The organism is Streptomyces sp. ADI95-17, from assembly GCF_003846175.1.
Classification (GTDB): domain Bacteria; phylum Actinomycetota; class Actinomycetes; order Streptomycetales; family Streptomycetaceae; genus Streptomyces; species Streptomyces sanglieri.
On record NZ_ML123046.1, the window covers coordinates 1,151,185 to 1,167,512 of the forward strand.

The 16,328-nt window shown below is 68.4% G+C and carries 10 protein-coding genes and 1 pseudogene; 7 read left to right on the forward strand and 4 right to left on the reverse strand.

What is annotated here, in order from left to right; translation table 11 throughout:
- Nucleotides 1-90 precede the first annotated feature (90 nt).
- Nucleotides 91-1,914, reverse strand: coding sequence for a choice-of-anchor A family protein (locus EES42_RS18835; RefSeq protein WP_206433501.1), 1,824 nt, complete (start codon nucleotides 1,912-1,914; stop codon nucleotides 91-93).
- A 234-nt stretch (nucleotides 1,915-2,148) separates the two neighbouring features.
- Between EES42_RS18835 and EES42_RS18840 the strand changes: the two genes are divergently transcribed.
- The gene (locus EES42_RS18840; protein ID WP_124719345.1) at nucleotides 2,149-3,465 is read left to right on the forward strand and encodes a TerD family protein; all 1,317 of its coding nucleotides are present in this window, start codon (nucleotides 2,149-2,151) and stop codon (nucleotides 3,463-3,465) included.
- Between the two features lie 52 nt (nucleotides 3,466-3,517).
- Here the strand turns inward: EES42_RS18840 and EES42_RS18845 are convergent, their stop codons facing one another.
- Complete coding sequence (locus EES42_RS18845) at nucleotides 3,518-4,690, reverse strand: glycosyltransferase (RefSeq protein WP_124719346.1); 1,173 nt, start codon at nucleotides 4,688-4,690, stop codon at nucleotides 3,518-3,520.
- Nucleotides 4,691-4,748: 58 nt separating this feature from the next.
- On the opposite strand from EES42_RS18845, the gene EES42_RS18850 reads away from it, so the two are divergent.
- The 4 genes from EES42_RS18850 to EES42_RS18865 all read left to right on the forward strand — a co-directional run bounded on the left by EES42_RS18850 (nucleotide 4,749) and on the right by EES42_RS18865 (nucleotide 8,367).
- On the forward strand, nucleotides 4,749-5,534 hold the full coding sequence (locus tag EES42_RS18850) for a glutamate racemase (protein WP_124719347.1): 786 nt from the start codon (nucleotides 4,749-4,751) through the stop codon (nucleotides 5,532-5,534).
- 59 nt (nucleotides 5,535-5,593) lie between these two features.
- On the forward strand, nucleotides 5,594-6,157 hold the full coding sequence (locus tag EES42_RS18855) for a hypothetical protein (RefSeq protein WP_124719348.1): 564 nt from the start codon (nucleotides 5,594-5,596) through the stop codon (nucleotides 6,155-6,157).
- A 113-nt stretch (nucleotides 6,158-6,270) separates the two neighbouring features.
- A complete protein-coding gene (lnt, locus tag EES42_RS18860) occupies nucleotides 6,271-7,857 on the forward strand; it encodes an apolipoprotein N-acyltransferase (RefSeq protein ID WP_124719349.1) in 1,587 nt (528 codons plus the stop codon).
- Nucleotides 7,858-7,887: 30 nt separating this feature from the next.
- A complete protein-coding gene (locus tag EES42_RS18865; protein WP_124719350.1) occupies nucleotides 7,888-8,367 on the forward strand; it encodes an NUDIX hydrolase in 480 nt (159 codons plus the stop codon).
- Between the two features lie 60 nt (nucleotides 8,368-8,427).
- Here EES42_RS18865 and EES42_RS18870 read toward each other — a convergent pair whose 3' ends face one another.
- Both EES42_RS18870 and EES42_RS18875 read right to left on the reverse strand, forming a co-directional pair.
- On the reverse strand, nucleotides 8,428-9,813 hold the full coding sequence (locus tag EES42_RS18870; protein ID WP_164495264.1) for an MFS transporter: 1,386 nt from the start codon (nucleotides 9,811-9,813) through the stop codon (nucleotides 8,428-8,430).
- A 640-nt stretch (nucleotides 9,814-10,453) separates the two neighbouring features.
- Nucleotides 10,454-10,948, reverse strand: a complete 495-nt coding sequence (locus tag EES42_RS18875; protein WP_241196453.1) for an ATP-binding protein — start codon at nucleotides 10,946-10,948, stop codon at nucleotides 10,454-10,456.
- A gap of 2,540 nt (nucleotides 10,949-13,488) precedes the next feature.
- On the opposite strand from EES42_RS18875, the gene EES42_RS18880 reads away from it, so the two are divergent.
- Both EES42_RS18880 and EES42_RS18890 read left to right on the forward strand, forming a co-directional pair.
- Nucleotides 13,489-14,880 carry a DNA primase family protein gene (locus EES42_RS18880; protein WP_241196467.1) on the forward strand — a complete coding sequence of 464 codons (1,392 nt, stop codon included), beginning with the start codon at nucleotides 13,489-13,491 and terminating at the stop codon, nucleotides 14,878-14,880.
- 1,160 nt (nucleotides 14,881-16,040) lie between these two features.
- Nucleotides 16,041-16,328: pseudogene (locus EES42_RS18890) on the forward strand (hypothetical protein); the annotation flags it as partial.

A 16,328-nucleotide genomic window follows, 5' to 3' on the forward strand; every position in this document is an offset into this window, starting at 1 on the left:
ACCTCCTGGCGGTGCGTGCGGGGCCCAGCCAGTGCACCAGCCCACCGGTTCGGACGCCATACGTGAACGGCCAACCGGTGACCGGACGGGCTACGCGTTCCGGGCCTCGCAGGTCTTGCCCTTGCAGGGCTCACCGCGGGTGTTCTCGATCGTTGCCGTCACACCCGTGGCGTTGTTCTCCGCCGTCACCGCGTACGGCCCGGAGACCGCGTTCGAGGGCAGGACGTAGCCCTCCGGCACGGCGGTCTCGCGCAGGTAGTACTCGCCGAGCAGCAGCTCGTCGAAGGAGCACCCGCCCTTCTCGTCGGTGGAGCAGTCGTCGACCCGGGTGTCGGGCTCGGTGCCGCGGGTCTGGAGGCCGGGAGTGCCGTTGGACTCGCGCCAGAGTTCGAAGACGGCGCCGGCCAGTGGCTCCCCGTTCTTGCGGTCCTTCTTCACCAGGTCGATCCGACCGGTGCCGGGCGGCTCGGACATGATGGTGTTCTGCGCCTCGGTCTGGACGCCGGTGCCGGCGTTCTCCTCGCTGAGGACGAGAGGGCCGAAGACGTTGGGATCGGGCAGTTCGTAGCCGTCGGGGGCGGCGGTCTCACGCCAGTAGTAGGTGCCGGTTGTGGTCGTCGCGGCGCAGATGCCGTCGGCCGGAGTGGTGCAGGTGCTGACCCGGGTGTCGGGCTCGGTGCCGCGGGTCTGGAGGCCGGGAGTGCCGTTGGTCTCGCGCCAGAGTTCGAAGTCGGCCCCGGCGAGCGGAGCGCCGGTGTCCGCGTCGGTCTTCAGCACCCGGACCTCACCGGTCGTCGGCTGCGGTCCGCCGCAGTCCGGCAGGTCGCCGTTGAACGGGTAGGCATGGAACTCCTGGCCGCCGCCGCCCGACGCGGAACTGGTGTGCGTCAGAGACCCGGTGGTGAAGAAGCGGCCGTTGATTCCGGGCAGTTGCACATCGGTCATCGAGGACTGCTCACCCATCAGGAAGCTGCCCTGAAACTGACCGGTTCCCCGGAGGTCGACCGTCGTGGCGTCGGGGAAGTTCCACAGCAGCCGCTCACGGTAGGCGTTCAGCGGGTCCCCGTCGTCGGAGATGCTCCCGCTGTACGTGTTCAGTACCCGGTCCGTCCCGACGACGTTGACGAGAACGGTCGCGTCGTCCGGAATGCCGGCGAAGACGATGCCCTGCTGCGCGCCGCCCCGGCCGACCATGTCGAAGTCGACGTTGAAGACCTGGAGGGCTGACGTCCCGTCACCGGTGAACAGGGTCTGCGTCCCCTGGTTCACGGCCGTGCCCGTCGCAGTGCGCGGTCGGCCGTCGACGCGGGCGTAGCAGCGGCTGGCGTCCGTCAGCTGGTCACGCAGCCCGGCGTACGGCTCGATGGCGTCGTCGTCCTGGATCAACTCGCCGTTCACGGTGCCGGTCTGCGTGCCCGCGTACCGGACGATGCCCCGCTCGCCCACTTGGCCGCCGGTCGTCTCCAGGGTCTGTCCGGCGGCGATGGTCACGTTGCCGCCGGCGGTCAGGAAGTCGGAGTCGACCGGAGGCGCCACCCGGGAGCCGACACCGGCGATGCCCAGGTTGTACAGGCCGCTGGCGGCCGGGTCCTTGTTCTGGTCGAAATCGTCGAGCACGACGACGCGGCCCTCGGCCTCGGCGGCTCGCCCGCGTACCAGGAAGTCGTTCCCGACGAATACGTTGATCGCGTCGTCCCGCCCGGCGATCGGGCCGTTGTTGATCTCGGGGAAGAGGTCCGGGCAACTGCCGGGAATGCAGGGCCCGAGCCCGCCGGGCAGGGGGGCGGCCACGGAGGGCGCGGCGGGCAGCCCGAAGGTGAGCACGGGCACGGCCATGGCGAGCACGGCGCAGGAGGTCCTGGTGGCGCCGGTGCGTGAGCGCAGCGTGGAGAGACGCCGAGTCATTGATCTCATATCGGGCATTCTTTTCAGAGATCCGCGTTTCGGAGTGGATTGCGAACCGTGCTGCCACGAAGGGATGCGCCAAGCACTCGAACAGGCTAGGCCCCCCGATGGGCCCGTGTCCGCGCGGACACGGAGGAAGGGGCGCTCAGCAGATCGCCCGGACCGGACCGGACGTCCGTGACTCCTGTGACAGTCCGGGGGATTAGGTTGGCCGAGAGAAGTTTTCGGGCAGCCGGACTCGCGATGGGGGCGAGCATGACCATGCTAAAAGGAGCCAATGTTCCGGTGGCGGCTCAGGCCGTGCGGGTCGAACTGGGGTGGCGCACCGCCCCGGGGACACCGGACGTGGACGGATCGGCGCTCCTGCTCGTGCCGTCGGGGAAGGTGCGCAGCGACGCCGACTTCGTCTTCTACAACCAGCCCTCGCACGCATCCGGCGCGGTGCGCCACGAGGGCAAGCGCACCGCCGGTGACGGGACGACGGACAACCTCGTGGTTGACCTGGCGCGCGTCGAGCCGGCCATCGACCGGGTGGTGCTGGCGGCCTCCGCGGACGGCGGCACGTTCGGCCGGGTGACCGGACTCTACGTACGGATCACGGACGCGGCGAACGGAAGGGAGATCGCCCGCTTCGACAGCGCGGACGCGACGGTCGAGACCGCCTTCATCCTGGGGGAGCTCTACCGGCGCCAGGGAGCCTGGAAATTCCGCGCCGTCGGCCAGGGATACGACACCGGCCTCGAAGGGCTCGCGACCGACTTCGGGATTTCCGTCGACGAGCCGCAGCAGCCTCAGCCGAATCACCAACCCCGAACGCCTCAACAACCCCACAGCGCAACGCGGGTCGACCACCGGCCGCCGGTCCCGCCCGCCCCGCCGACGGCACCCCCGGTGCCTCCCGCGCCCCCCGCCACCGCACCCGTCCGCCTCACCAAGGTGACGCTCACCAAGGACGCGCCGTCGGTCTCCCTCGCCAAACAGGGCGGCACATCCGGAGCGCTTCGTGTCAATCTCAACTGGGAAGTGCGCAAACAGTTCAAGGGCTGGGGCAGCAAACTCGGCAGAGCGGTCGCCAACCACTCGGACCTCGATCTCGACCTCTGCGCCCTCTACGAACTGACCGACGGCCGCAAGGGAGTCGTGCAGGCGCTGGGAAACGCGTTCGGCGCTCTCCAGCACCCTCCCTACATCCACCTCGACGGGGACGACCGTACCGGCGCCGTCGCCACCGGCGAGAACCTCACCGTCAACCTCGACCACAAGAACAAGCTCCGGCGGGTCCTGATCTTCGTGACCATCTACGAAGGCGCCCGGAGCTTCGCCGATCTCCACGCGAGCGTCACTCTCCAGCCCCAGCACGGCGCCCCGATCGACTTCTCGCTCGACGAGTGCACCGTCCCGTCCACGGTCTGCGCACTGGCGCTCCTGACCAACAACGGGGGAGACCTCACCGTGCAGCGCGAGGCCCGCTACCTCGTCCCCGAGCGCGGAGTGAGCCCGCAGCGCACCATCGACTACGCCTACGGGTGGGGCATGAACTGGACGCCCGGCCGCAAATGACCCCCCGGCGGTCCGGACGGCCCTGCCGCCGCCGGCCCACCGCCGGCTCGGCTCACCGGTCCGGCGCGGCCTCGGGACGGGCGTACGTACGCCCCTTCCAGGCCGCGCCGCGGCCCCGGTAGTGCTGCACCGCCGAATCGACCGTCATCAGCAGATAGAGCGCGGCGGTGAACGGCAGCAACGGCGCCGACCACAGCGACTGCCGGTAGTAGCCCAGCATCGGCAGATACGTCCCCGACATCACCGCCCATGCCAGCCCGCCCGCCCGAGCCGCCACCGGGTCACCGGCCAGCAGCCCGGTCACGAGCGCGACCGGCGGGACCAGATAGACCAGCGCGAGCCCCAGCACCGTTCCCAGCAGCAGCGCCGGACTGTGCCGCAACTGGGCGTACGCGCTCCGCGACACCATCCGCCACAGGTCCGCCAGCCGTGGATACGGCCGCACGCTGTCCACCCGCTCGGCGAGCCCCAGCCAGATCCGCCCGCCGCTGCGCCGCACCGCCCGCGCCAGCGACACGTCGTCGATCACCGCCTGCCGGATCGAATCCGGCACCCGCGCCCGCTCCGCCGCCCCGGTCCGCAGCAGCACACAGCCACCGGCCGCCGCGGCCGTCCGGGCACCCGCCCGGTTCACCCACCGGAACGGATAGAGCTGCGAGAAGAAGTACACGAAGGCGGGCACGACCAGCCGCTCCCAGAGGCTCGACACCCGCAGCCGGGCCATCTGCGAGACCAGGTCGAAGCCGCCCGACTCGGCGGCGGCCACCAGCTCCCGCAGACTGTCCGGCTCGTGCGCGATGTCGGCGTCGGTCAGCAGCAGATAGTCCGGCTCCCTGGTCCGGGCCAGCGAGATCCCGTGCCGGACCGCCCAGAGCTTGCCCGTCCAGCCCGGCCCGGGCTCGCCCGGCGAGACGACCGTCACCGGCAGCCCCCCGAACCGCACGGACAGCGCACGGGCCACGTCCCCGGTCCCGTCCTTGCTGCAGTCGTCGACGAGGAAGACCTCCGCCCGCCCCGGATAGTCCTGCGCCAGCAGCGACGGCAGGCTCACCGGCAGCATGTCGGCCTCGTCGCGTGCGGGCACCACGATCGCGACGGACGGCCAGCGGGCGGGGGCCTCCCGGCGGGGCAGCCGCTGGTCGGTCCGCCAGAAGAACCCTTGTCCCAGCAGCAGCCACACCCACGCGGCCAGCGAACCCACGGCGATCCAGGCAACGGCACTCATTCGCCGCAGTCTGCCCCACCGGGACGGAACCGCAAGGGCGGTCGACTATGGTGACCGGGTGAAGATCGCGCTCATGGACTCAGGAATCGGCCTGCTCGCGGCAGCCGCCGCGGTACGACGACTGCGGCCCGACGCCGATCTGGTGCTCTCCTCCGACCCCGACGGCATGCCCTGGGGACCGCGTACGTCCGAAGACGTGACCGCCCACGCGCTCGACGTGGCACGCGCGGCCGCCGCCCACCGGCCGGACGCACTGATCGTCGCCTGCAACACGGCCTCCGTGCACGCCCTGCCGGCGCTCCGAGCCGCGCTCGAACCCACGCTGCCGGTCATCGGCACCGTCCCCGCGATCAAGCCGTCCGTCGCCGGCGGCGGCCCGGTCGCGATCTGGGCCACGCCCGCCACCACCGGCAGCCCGTACCAGCGCGGACTCATCCGTGAATTCGCCGGCTCCGTCGATGTCACCGAGGTGCCCTGCCCCGGTCTCGCCGACGCCGTGCAGAACGCGGACGAGACCGCGATCGACCTCGCCATCGCCGCGGCCGCCGCCCGCACCCCGCGCGGCGTCCGGGCCGTGGTCCTGGGCTGCACCCACTACGAACTGGTCGCCGAACGCATCCGTGCCGCCGTACGGCAGCCGGGTCTGCCGCCCGTCGCGCTGCACGGTTCCGCGGGCGCCGTCGCCGCCCAGGCACTGCGCCGGATAGGTGCCGAACCCGCTCCGTCGGCCGAACCGTCCGCAGGACTCGCCGTGATCCTCAGCGGCCGCCCCGCCGACCTGCCGGTGGCCGCTCTGGCCTACGCCGAGGGACGGCTGCTGGGGGCGGTCAGCCCGGCCCGCTGACCCGGCGCGGGCCGTTCGACCCATCCCCGGCGTGCGGATTCTTAAGTACGCTGCTTGACATGAGGGACCACCCCCGAAAACCCCGGCACGACGGAGCCGACGCCCGCTCCGCCGTCTGGATCGGCCGGGCCACCAACCGGGCCCAGTGGGTGCTCGCGGCCGCGGGCGCGGCCTGTCTGGCACTCGGCGTCCAGCTGGCCGTCACCTCCAACTGGACCTCCGGGATCGCCCCGCTGCTGATGTCCGTGATCGGCTGTGTCGCCGCCGGACTGCTCATGCTGTTCGGCACCCTCGCCTTCGTGAACGTCGCCGTCCGGATCGACGGGGACGCCCTGGAGGTGCGCTGCGGCCACATGGGCGTCCCGCGCCGCCGGATCCTGCTCACCCAGGTGGTGGGCGCGGAATTCGCCCCCGAGGTCACCCCGCGCCAATGGGGCGGCTGGGGCTACCGCTGGCGCCCCGAACAGGGCACGGCCGTGGTGGTCCGCAGGGGCGAGGGCCTGGTGCTCAGGCTCGGTGACGGCAGGACGTTCACCATCACGGTCGACGACGCCGAGGCGGGCGTCCGGTTCATCCGCGAACGCCTGCACCTGCCGGCGACCGGCGCCACGACCGGAGCCTGACCCCGGACGACGGGGGACCGGTACGGCAGAGCGACGGAACGATCCGGTACGAAGGGTTCCACCACGCGGGCGCGGCTCCCGGACACACAGGCCGCCACCGTAGACTCCGCCGGGTGAGCGCCACCATCACCTCAGTCGAAGCCGCGCAGCCGGCCTCATCCCCCGTGTCCCGCAAGCGACGCCTGGTACGGCCCGCCGCCGCGGTGATCGCGGGCGTCCTGCTGTATCTGAGCTTCCCGCCCCGCCCCCTGTGGTGGCTGGTGCTGCCCGGATTCGCCCTGCTCGGCTGGGTGCTGCACCGACGACGGCTCCGCGCCGGATTCGGACTCGGCCTGCTCGCCGGGCTGGGCTTCATGCTGCCGCTGCTGCACTGGACCGGCGAGGAGGTCGGCCCGGTGCCGTGGCTGGCCCTGGCCGCCGCCGAGGCGCTGTTCATCGCGGTCGGCTGCATCGGGATCGCCGCGGTCAGCCGCCTCGCCTGCTGGCCGCTGTGGGCCGCCGCGGTCTGGGTACTCGACGAGGCGGTCCGGGCCAGGGTGCCGTTCGGCGGCTTCCCGTGGGGAAAGATCGCCTTCGGCCAGGCGGACGGTGTGTTCCTGCCGCTCGCGGCGCTCGGAGGCACGCCTCTGCTCTCCTTCGCGGTGGTGCTGTGCGGCTTCGGGCTCTGCGAAGCGGTGCTCCGGTTCCGCGCCCACCGGCGCACCGGCACGCTGCCCAGGGCGGCCGTCGCCGCCGCGGCCGCGACCGTCCTGGTACCCGTCGCCGGTGCGTTCGCCGCGCTGCCCCTCGTCGACGACTCGGCCGAGGACGGCACCGCGACCGTCGCCGCGATCCAGGGCAACGTGCCCCGGCTCGGACTCGACTTCAACTCCCAGCGCCGCGCCGTCCTGGACAACCATGTGCGCCGCACCGAACAGCTCGCCCAGGAGGTGAAGGAGGGCAAGGTCCCGCAGCCCGACTTCGTCCTGTGGCCGGAGAACTCCTCCGACCTCGACCCGTACCGCAACGCCGACGCCCGGATCGTGATCGACGACGCGGTGAAGGCGATCGGTGTGCCCACCGTGATCGGCGCGGTGGTCGAACCCGACAGCGGGAACCTGCGCAACACCCTCATCCAGTGGGATCCGAAGAAGGGCCCCGTCGACACGTACGACAAGCGCCACATCCAGCCGTTCGGCGAGTACATGCCGATGCGCTCCGTCGCACGGATCTTCAGCTCCGACGTGGACCGGGTGCAGCGCGACTTCGGCCCCGGGAAGAAGGTCGGGGTCTTCGACCTGGCGGGGACGAACGTGGGGCTCGTGACCTGCTACGAGGCCGCGTTCGACGACGCCGTACGGGACACCGTCATGCACGGCGGCCAGCTGATCGCCGTACCGAGCAACAACGCCACCTTCGGCCGCAGCGAGATGACCTACCAGCAGCTGGCCATGTCCAGGGTGCGGGCGGTCGAGCACAGCCGGTCCGTCGTCGTCCCCGTCACCAGCGGGGTCAGCGCCGTCATCCGCCCGGACGGGAAGGTCGTCGAGAAGACGAAGCTGTTCACCCCGGACGCGCTCGTGGGCGAGGTGCCGCTGAGGTCCTCGCTGACGCCCGCGACCCGGATGGGCACGCTCCCCGAGGGTGTGCTCGTGCTGATCGCCGTGGCAGGGCTCGGCCTGGTCGCCGTCCGTGCGGTACGGAGCCGGCGCGCCCGGTGACGCTCCGGCGCGCCACGTAGGGTCGGGTCCATGGCAACTCCTGATTTCATCCGCGAGATCCGCGCCACCGCGGGCCAGCAACTGCTCCTGCTGCCGGGCGTCACCGCAATCGTCTTCGACGACGAGGGCAGAGTGCTGCTCGGACGCCGTTCCGACACCGGCAAATGGTCGGTCATCGGCGGTATCTGCGAGCCGGGCGAACAGCCGGCGGCGACGGCGGAGCGCGAGGTGTACGAAGAGACGGGCGTGCACTGCGTCGCGGAGCGGGTGGTGCTCACCCAGGCCCTGGAGCCCGTGCAGTACGCGAACGGCGACCGCTGCCAGTACCTCGACGTCACCTTCCGCTGCCGGGCGACCGGCGGCGAGGCATGCGTCAACGACGACGAGTCGCTGGAGGTGGGCTGGTTCCCGGTGGACGCGCTGCCGCCGCTGAACGAGTTCGGACTCTTCCGGATCAAGCAGTCCATGACCGACGAGCCCACCTGGTTCGAACCCACCGCCCGGCAGTGAACAGCGTCGTCCGCCGGGCGGGCCCGGTCACCCGGCCCGCCCGGCGGACGACGCCCGGAGTCAGACGGTACGGGCGTCGGCCGGCAGCGCCCCGGACGCGTCCGGGGCGGCCGCGGCGCCCTCGATGTCCGTGAGATCCCGGTGCCGGGTCTCCTTGGCACACCCGACCGCGAGCACGGTGATGAGCGCCGCTGCGATGACGTACAGCGAGATGGGCACCGAGCTGTCGAAGTCCGCGAGCAGCGCGGTGGCGATGAGCGGTGCCGGGGCGCCGGCCGCGACCGAGGAGAACTGCGCGCCGATCGAAGCGCCCGAGTACCGCATCCGGGTCGCGAACATCTCCGAGAAGAAGGCCGCCTGCGGTGCGTACATCGCACCGTGGAAGAAGAGCCCCACGGTGACGGCGAGCAGCAGGCTGCCGAAGTTCCGTGTGTCGATCAGCGCGAAGAACGGGAACGTCCACAGCCCGACACCGACCGCGCCGACCAGATAGACCGGCTTGCGCCCGACCCGGTCGGAGAGCGCACCCCACATCGGAATGACCGCGAAGTGGACCGCCGAGGCGATGAGCACCGCGTTGAGCGCCGTCTGCTTGCTCAGATCCGCCGCCGTGGTCGCGTAGACGAGCACGAACGCCGTGATCACGTAGTAGCTGATGTTCTCCGCCATCCTGGCGCCCATGGCGATCAGCACATCGCGCCAGTGATGCCGCAGCACGGCGACGAGCGGCATCTTCTCGGCCGTCCCGGCAGCCGATCTGCGCTCCTCGGCCTGCGCCATCGCGGCCTTGAAGACCGGCGATTCATCGACAGAAAGACGAATCCACAGACCGATGATCACCAGGACGCCGGAGAGCAGGAAGGGGATGCGCCAGCCCCACGCACCGAAGGCGGATTCCGACATCAGCGCGGTGAGCGCGGACAGCACCCCGGTGGCGAGCAACTGCCCGGCCGGCGCTCCCGTCTGCGGCCAGGAGGCCCAGAATCCGCGCCGCTCGGCGTCCCCGTGCTCCGAAACCAGCAGCACCGCCCCGCCCCACTCGCCTCCGAGCGCGAAGCCCTGCACCAGCCGCAGGACGGTGAGCAGTACGGGGGCGGCGGCTCCGACCGTGGCATGCGTCGGCAGCAGCCCGATCGCGAACGTGGCCCCGCCCATCATCAGCAGACTGAGCACCAGCAGCTTCTTGCGCCCGAGCCGGTCGCCGTAGTGCCCGAACACCAGGGCACCGAGCGGCCGGGCGGCGAAGCCGACCGCGTAGGTGAGGAAGGACAGGAGAGTCCCGACGAGCGGGTCGGACTCGGGGAAGAACAACTTGTTGAAGACCAGCGCGGCGGCTGACCCGTACAGGAAGAAGTCGTACCACTCGATAGTGGTCCCGACGAGGCTTGCGGCGACGATGCGTTTGAGATTCGACGGGGCTGGCGGAGAGGTTGCTGGGGCGGCCATGGGTACCACTTCCGGACGGTTGGCGGGGACGTGCGTGCGTCGCCACACCGTAGGAAGGGGCAGGTCAGGCGCGTATGTGGTGGGACACCATAGTTCTCGGGCCGGGTGTGCGCGAGGCCACTATGACAGGCATGTCGAGACTGCTTCGAGGACCGTATTGAAGGCTGGCAGGCGCCTGTCAGGATTGCGCTATCAGGCATGGTTTATTGCCCTGGTGCTGACTTCCGTGCTGACTCGGTGCTGACTACGCAGCGTTGAACTTCGGCATTCGGGGCGGATCGGGCGGGTGGTGTTCTCCCCTTCCGCGCGCCTGCGGTCAGGCCTGGCGGGTTTCTGCGGAGCCGGCCATGGTTGGTGGCACGTGGTCCCGCACCGGCAGGCCGAGGCCAAGGGTCATCGAGAAGGACATCCACGCCCGGGTCACAGATCCCATAACCGATGTCTGCTTCAACCGGGCCATGCGGGGCTCCTCCAGCGGCACGAGAATGACCTCGCTCTCAGGTGCTTCATGTTTCCGGAATACGGCACATGATCGAGGTCACCGGACGACGGGCTCGCCATCAAGAGCCCGATCGACGAGGTGAACCGGCGCCGCGGGCGCCGGTTCACCGGGCTGGGGACGTGAGTTGGCGACGGATTTTCACCCGGACAGTGCGATCCGTGCCCAGAACGTGCGGCCTCCGTCGGTCTCCTGCCGCGTTCCCAGTGCCTGCGCGGACTGCGTAACCACCACCAAGCCTCGACCGTACTCGTTGGCGTTGCCGGCACGGTGCCGGACGGACGATGTTCCACCCTCATCCTGGACTTCCACGAGAAGCCAGTTACCGTCCTTTTGTAGACGGCCCGTGATCGAGAGGCTGTTGGTGTGAACGATGGCGTTGGTCATCAGCTCAGAGATCACGAGTAGGGCCGCACGCCGGGCACTTTCGTCTGTTATATCCTCGGAGTCCATCCATAGCCGGGCCAGTTGGCGGCAGACCGGCACCGCTCGCTCCAATGCCGGCACGCGGAACGAGGCCGGCCGTCTGCTGGGGCAACCGCCGGCCAGGGCCCGGGCTGACGCCGTATCCGGCCATTGTTCGATCTCTTGCGGGGACAGTGCGATCTGCACCTTCGACCAAGCAGTCGGCGGCATAGTCCTTCCTCTCTCATCCTGGGCCTTGCCCAGGATGGCGGGGTGGCAGGTTTGCGCTTCCGGACACAACGCGGCACAACCGCTGGCTGCGGATTCCTGTCGTACCGATGCGCTCGCCGGGCGGGGACAACCGTGCCGAGAGCTGAGCGGGCGGTTCAGCGACGGTAAGTGGGGCACACCCGCCCGAAGGCCGACACGGCGGGCGGGGTCCGGACGATGCCGGCCACCGGCCCTGGAAATGATTCGGTGCCGTGGGGAGGCGGCAGACTCCGTGCTCCGGCAAAGCCCCTGCGCCGTGCGCGACGGTGAGAGGGTTGGCCGAGCACAGCGTAAGAGCGACGGGAACCCCTGCTGACTGGCGTCGCGCCGCGTCAACCTGAGCGGTCTCACCGTAGAACTCAGGAGTCCGAGACCGGGCACTGGACGTCGGAACCGTCGTCAAGGAAGCTCGCATGGTATCCCCGGAGGTCACTTGGGCCGCCGCGCCAGCCGGTGCCACCGGCACCGACTGGCGGATCCAAACCCCTCCCACGGGGGTGCCCATTGCGGCAGCCCCACCCGGCAGATGCCCAGGCTTTCACCTCACCTGGACAGCTACGAGAGCAATGAGTAGCCACTCCCCCGGAGAGGGTGGGCGGCCCACCGGTTTGGATAGTGATAGTTATCCTCTCGGGCGCACATGACAGCAACAAAGCCGACACGATGTCACCCGAATGGCGTACCTGTGGCAAAATCCATACCCCTCCGCTTCGGGCCAATCGAAGTCTCCCCGGGCGGGCCGCCATCAAGCATCTGGATGAAGTGACTCATGCGCGTGAGCAGCACGCGATGTCGCGGAATCGGTGCCATGCGAGGCAACAATTCTGCTTGGCGAATCGCTTCTTCTGGCTTCCTTTAATGACCGTCTGTTCTGCCAGTTCTTGGCGTGATCTGTTCGGCCTGATCCCCTGGAGTAATTCGACGTCCGGTAGCACCCTACGGCCTACGGCAAATCCATAAGGTGTCGCAAAATCGCACCCCTCGCTCTGTGCACTGCGTTGTTCGTACTCCGACTCTGTGGCCGACACCAATGACTCGGTTGAAATCCGCACCGTCATGGGCCAGATCGCCCCCGGCACCGCGAATCACCCGATCCACAGACGGCGTAGACAGCCCTACCAGCCGCCGCGAGCAGGCATTTTGGCGCGATCTGTACAGTCGGCCATCGACTCGTACCGCGGCGCTGTAGTGATCGTTTGACGCCGGGTCGCGGAATAGTGCAGCCTCATTTCTGTAGCCTATGAAGTCGCATGCCGGCGAGGGGCTCAGTCGTGGAACTGACGCCCGAGCGAAAGCTTCCAACGGATCCTTCAGGTCGGGCGATTGAGCCATGCGACACTCAGAAGCCACAGCTGTATAACCACTAGCCGTTTCCGTGCTGCGCCGCTCGGATCCCCCGGAGCACCCACATCCATACGAAAGCAAAATTCCTTAAACTTAAAAGTTGATCGAGCTTAGATCTTACAGATGAAACACGAAGCGGATCCTTGTCACCGCCACATCGATTCAGTCAGATAGTTCCTCGATTGAATATTGCCCAGAGCAACCGGATGAACGTGGGGCAACAGGAGCTGGGTGGGCCTCCTGAAGCCCACAGGCATCCGACCCTATCCACGCTCCACCAATTTGCAATTTGAGTCGCTTCAGTCGCTGAAAGGAGTACGTATGGTTCCTGATCTGCACCTACGTGACAGCAACTCAGGCCGGACCGTAGCTTCTCGACCGGCAACTTGGTTGCCTGACGTACTGTCGACCGCGCTGCGACGCGCCCGGCCGGCACAACCGGCCAACCGTCCGTCGCAAGGCATCCCCGCCAATTGCCACGGCTGCCAGAGCCCGGGCCACAGCCTCCGCGAGTGCCCGCGGCTTCCAGTCGGCCGCTTGTGTCACTGCCTCCACGCCTCGACGACCTGTGCGTGGTGTATCCGGGTGCGTGAGCGCATCATCCTGAGTCCGGGGTGGGTGTCGCGTGCGGTGATGCCGGTCCGGTCGTCATCGATGTCCACGCGGCATCGCTGCCCGAACGAAACCGGCTGCTGCCCGGCATCACGGTCACCCCGTCGGGGTCACTGCACGGATGCCACCGCCTCGCGGCGCTGCGGGGTGCAAAGTACCCGGCCCATATCGTTTCGACGCTGCGGCCCCCGGTCCTCGACTGCACTGTTATGGCAGAAGAGGCAAACGGCAGTGCCACGTTCAGCCGAGCCGCTCACACCGCGGGCGGCCTGGCCACCACCGGCCGTCTGGCGGCGCAGGACGCGGAAGCGGCCCTGGTGGCGGCCGCGGTACACATGCGTGCGCGCCAGCACATCATCCAGGCAGGAATTGCTTGCGGGCAGCCGCCTTCCGCTCGATCCGGGAGACCGCAGGTGAACCACACACCCAGCCTCGATGACGGACCGTTCGACCCTCAAAAGGTCGTACGTCAGATTCTGCTCGGCTCCGACTCCCCAGTCAGCACCGTCCCCGCGCAGGCCGCCAAGAGGGCTGTGCCGACGGCGATGCGGGCAACCGAGCACGGTCTGCTGCCCGACACCCTCAGCGACCGTGGCAACGCTAAGCTGTTCGTCGCCTTGTACGGGCGGAGCTTCAGGCATGTGCCGGGCCTGGGCTGGTACCGGTGGTCGGGCTATCGGTGGGAGATCGACGAAGCCGACACCGTACTGTGGACAGCCGGCGAGATGGCCGAAAGGCTGGCGGAGACCGACCCGCACGGGCGGCACGGCGAAGCAGAGCTGCGCCGACACCGTCGGCGGGCTCTGACAACATCCGGAATGATGGCCATGCTGATACAGGCCAAGGCCGCGCCGGGGATGACTCTCAACGCTGCGCTGCTGAACGCGGATCCCTATGCGCTGTGCACTCCGGAGGGGGTGGTCGACCTCCACACCGGTTTGGTCGCCGCGCCGGATCCGGAGAGGCATTGCCACTCGCATGCCACGAGCGTCCAAGCCCGGCCGATGGGAACACCTCGCTGGCAACAGTTCCTCACCGACACGTTCGGCGACGACGCCGAAGGCCGTCAGATGATCGACTTTCTGCACGAGCTGCTGGGCTACTCGATCACCGGTGATGTCGGCGCGCAAATCATGCCATTCCTCTATGGGCAGGGAAAAAGCGGCAAAAGTGTTTTCCTGGACGTCATCGTCAGACTTCTTGGGGATTACGCGGATGCCGCCCCGCCCAGTTTCCTGATGGCCCGGTCTGGCGTCGTGCACGCCGCCGATCTCGCCGAGCTGCATGGCCGGCGCATTATCGTCTGCTCCGAACCCAAGCCCGGTGACCGCCTCGACGAGTCCCGCGTCAAGATACTGACCGGCGGAAACCGGATCAAGGCCCGCAGGATGCGACAGGACTTCTTCAGTTTCACCCCCACTCACACACTGTGGCTGCTCGGCAACCAGCGCCCTGAAGTCAGCACCGGCTGCGCGTTCTGGCGCCCGATGAGGCTGATCCCGTTCGACCGGGTCGTCGCAGACGACCGGAAGATCGACAACCTCGCCGACGCCCTGGTCACCGAAGAAGGACCGGGCATCCTGCACTGGCTCGTCACCGGCGCACGCCGCTATCTGAACGGTCCTCGCGACCTGACCGGCCCCCCGGGGGTACGCATCGCCACCCACACGTACGCAGAGACCGAAGACCATACGGGCCGGTTCCTGAGCAAGTGCTGCACCGTGGACCCCGCCCTGCGTGCGGAGCAAACCCAGCTCTACACCAGCTACCGGAACTGGTGCCAGATGGAGGGAGCCAATCCGGCCTCCTCACGAGCGTTCGCCGCACGTGTCCGTGAAACCGTCGGCATCACCACACCCAAAGAGATAGTCCTGTCCAACCAACGCAAGTTCTACCCCGGTATCGCACTGAGCCCTGAACTAGAAGAGAAAGCGTGAATGTCCTCATCGAGCCCGCCCGACTTGCCCGCGGGAACGCCCTGCTTCGTGTGCGGCCGTTGCCACGGTAATGAGGACGCTCCGCTACGAACCGATCAGGCGCGGGGATCAGAAACAGGATCCGCGAGCCGGCACGGTTGAGAAAGCCCCAACGCACCACACCCGCTCTTGGCTGTTCGCGCACTTCGGCACGGTCGTCGCCTACAAGGCGAGGCGGGCCGAGTGCCGCAACCTGCTTGCCCAGGCCTACGCAAATACCACCCTTGAGCAGCTGACATCAGTGGTTCCCCTGTATGTGCTGGAGGACATCGCCGAGCAGATGCAGCTTGCCGAACAGCTCTTCACTCCGTTCAGGGAGATGCCGATCGAGGAGCGGGTATGCGCGGCTCCGTGCCGGCCAGACAGGTCAGGGTCTTGTTCCGGCCCCGCGGTAGCAGCAGCCCCGCGAGGTACTCGCAGAACCCGCGGAGCTGTGCCGGTGTGGAGAGCAGGTCATCGAAGCGTGCCGCATAGGCTTCCAGCGGCCCTGGAGCGGGCGGACACGGCAGACGACGGGTCATCACAGCCCCCAGGCGGCGAGGCGACGTTCCTCTGCTACCGACCTACTACGACCCTGACTTCTCGTCAACCACCGCTAGGGCAAGGGCAAAGGCACCAGGCTTCAGGGATCGCCCATCCGCTCTACCTCGGCTGTCGCCAGACCGACGACCACAGCCCCGAAGAGGGTGGGCGAGCCGCCGGGGATCACTGACACAAGTAACCTACCGTCACCGGGTTGATAAAAGCCCACAGGCGTAAGACTCACCTAAATGGCTCACACGCCGGACGCCTGCCATGAGTCGACCCGTGGGAGTGGAGCCTGACCTACTCCAGCGCTCTGAAGGCCCTGGACTCATCCGTAATTCGTCCATACGGGTGATGTTTACCCCATCGTCTCTTTCTCATCCGGGTTCCGATGGAGTACTTGTAGTAGGGGAACCCGAAGGCCGCCCATCCTTCTCGGGGGACTGTTCCGGTCGACCTGCCGAAGGTCGGCCAGCAAGTGGATGGGCTGACGGACGTCGGTGAGCTCCCTTAACTACGGTAAGTGGAGCGCACTTTCAGTAATCAGACTGCAGCCCATCCGGATCAGACAGACCTGTGATCTGGAAGGGCGAATCATGACCTCAGCACTTCAACGTAGTTGGCGGCAGATCCTCGGACTTCCGTGGAGGGGCTACCGTCGTCCCCTTGCAGCGGTCTCATCGGACCCGACCGTGACAGTGGGCACGACACCGACAGGAGTGGCGATCACTCCGGACGGGCTGCACGCCTACGTGACGAACGAGGGCAGCAATGACGTCAGCGTGATCGACACCGGTACCCTCACCGTCACAGCCACCGTGCCCGTTGGAACAACACCCTTCTGGGTCGCCATCACCGGCGACGGCCTCCATGCGTACGTGACG

Bases quoted from the DNA above. Each gene is read 5' to 3' on its own strand.
- EES42_RS18845 (WP_124719346.1), bottom strand. From the start codon at position 4,690: ATGAGTGCCGTTGCCTGGATCGCCGTGGGTTCGCTGGCCGCGTGGGTG.
- EES42_RS18875 (WP_241196453.1), bottom strand. From the start codon at position 10,948: ATGCCGCCGACTGCTTGGTCGAAGGTGCAGATCGCACTGTCCCCGCAA.
- EES42_RS18870 (WP_164495264.1), bottom strand. From the start codon at position 9,813: ATGGCCGCCCCAGCAACCTCTCCGCCAGCCCCGTCGAATCTCAAACGC.
- EES42_RS18880 (WP_241196467.1), top strand. From the start codon at position 13,489: ATGCGGGCAACCGAGCACGGTCTGCTGCCCGACACCCTCAGCGACCGT.
- EES42_RS18865 (WP_124719350.1), top strand. From the start codon at position 7,888: ATGGCAACTCCTGATTTCATCCGCGAGATCCGCGCCACCGCGGGCCAG.
- EES42_RS18835 (WP_206433501.1), bottom strand. From the start codon at position 1,914: ATGAGATCAATGACTCGGCGTCTCTCCACGCTGCGCTCACGCACCGGC.
- EES42_RS18855 (WP_124719348.1), top strand. From the start codon at position 5,594: ATGAGGGACCACCCCCGAAAACCCCGGCACGACGGAGCCGACGCCCGC.
- EES42_RS18840 (WP_124719345.1), top strand. From the start codon at position 2,149: ATGGGGGCGAGCATGACCATGCTAAAAGGAGCCAATGTTCCGGTGGCG.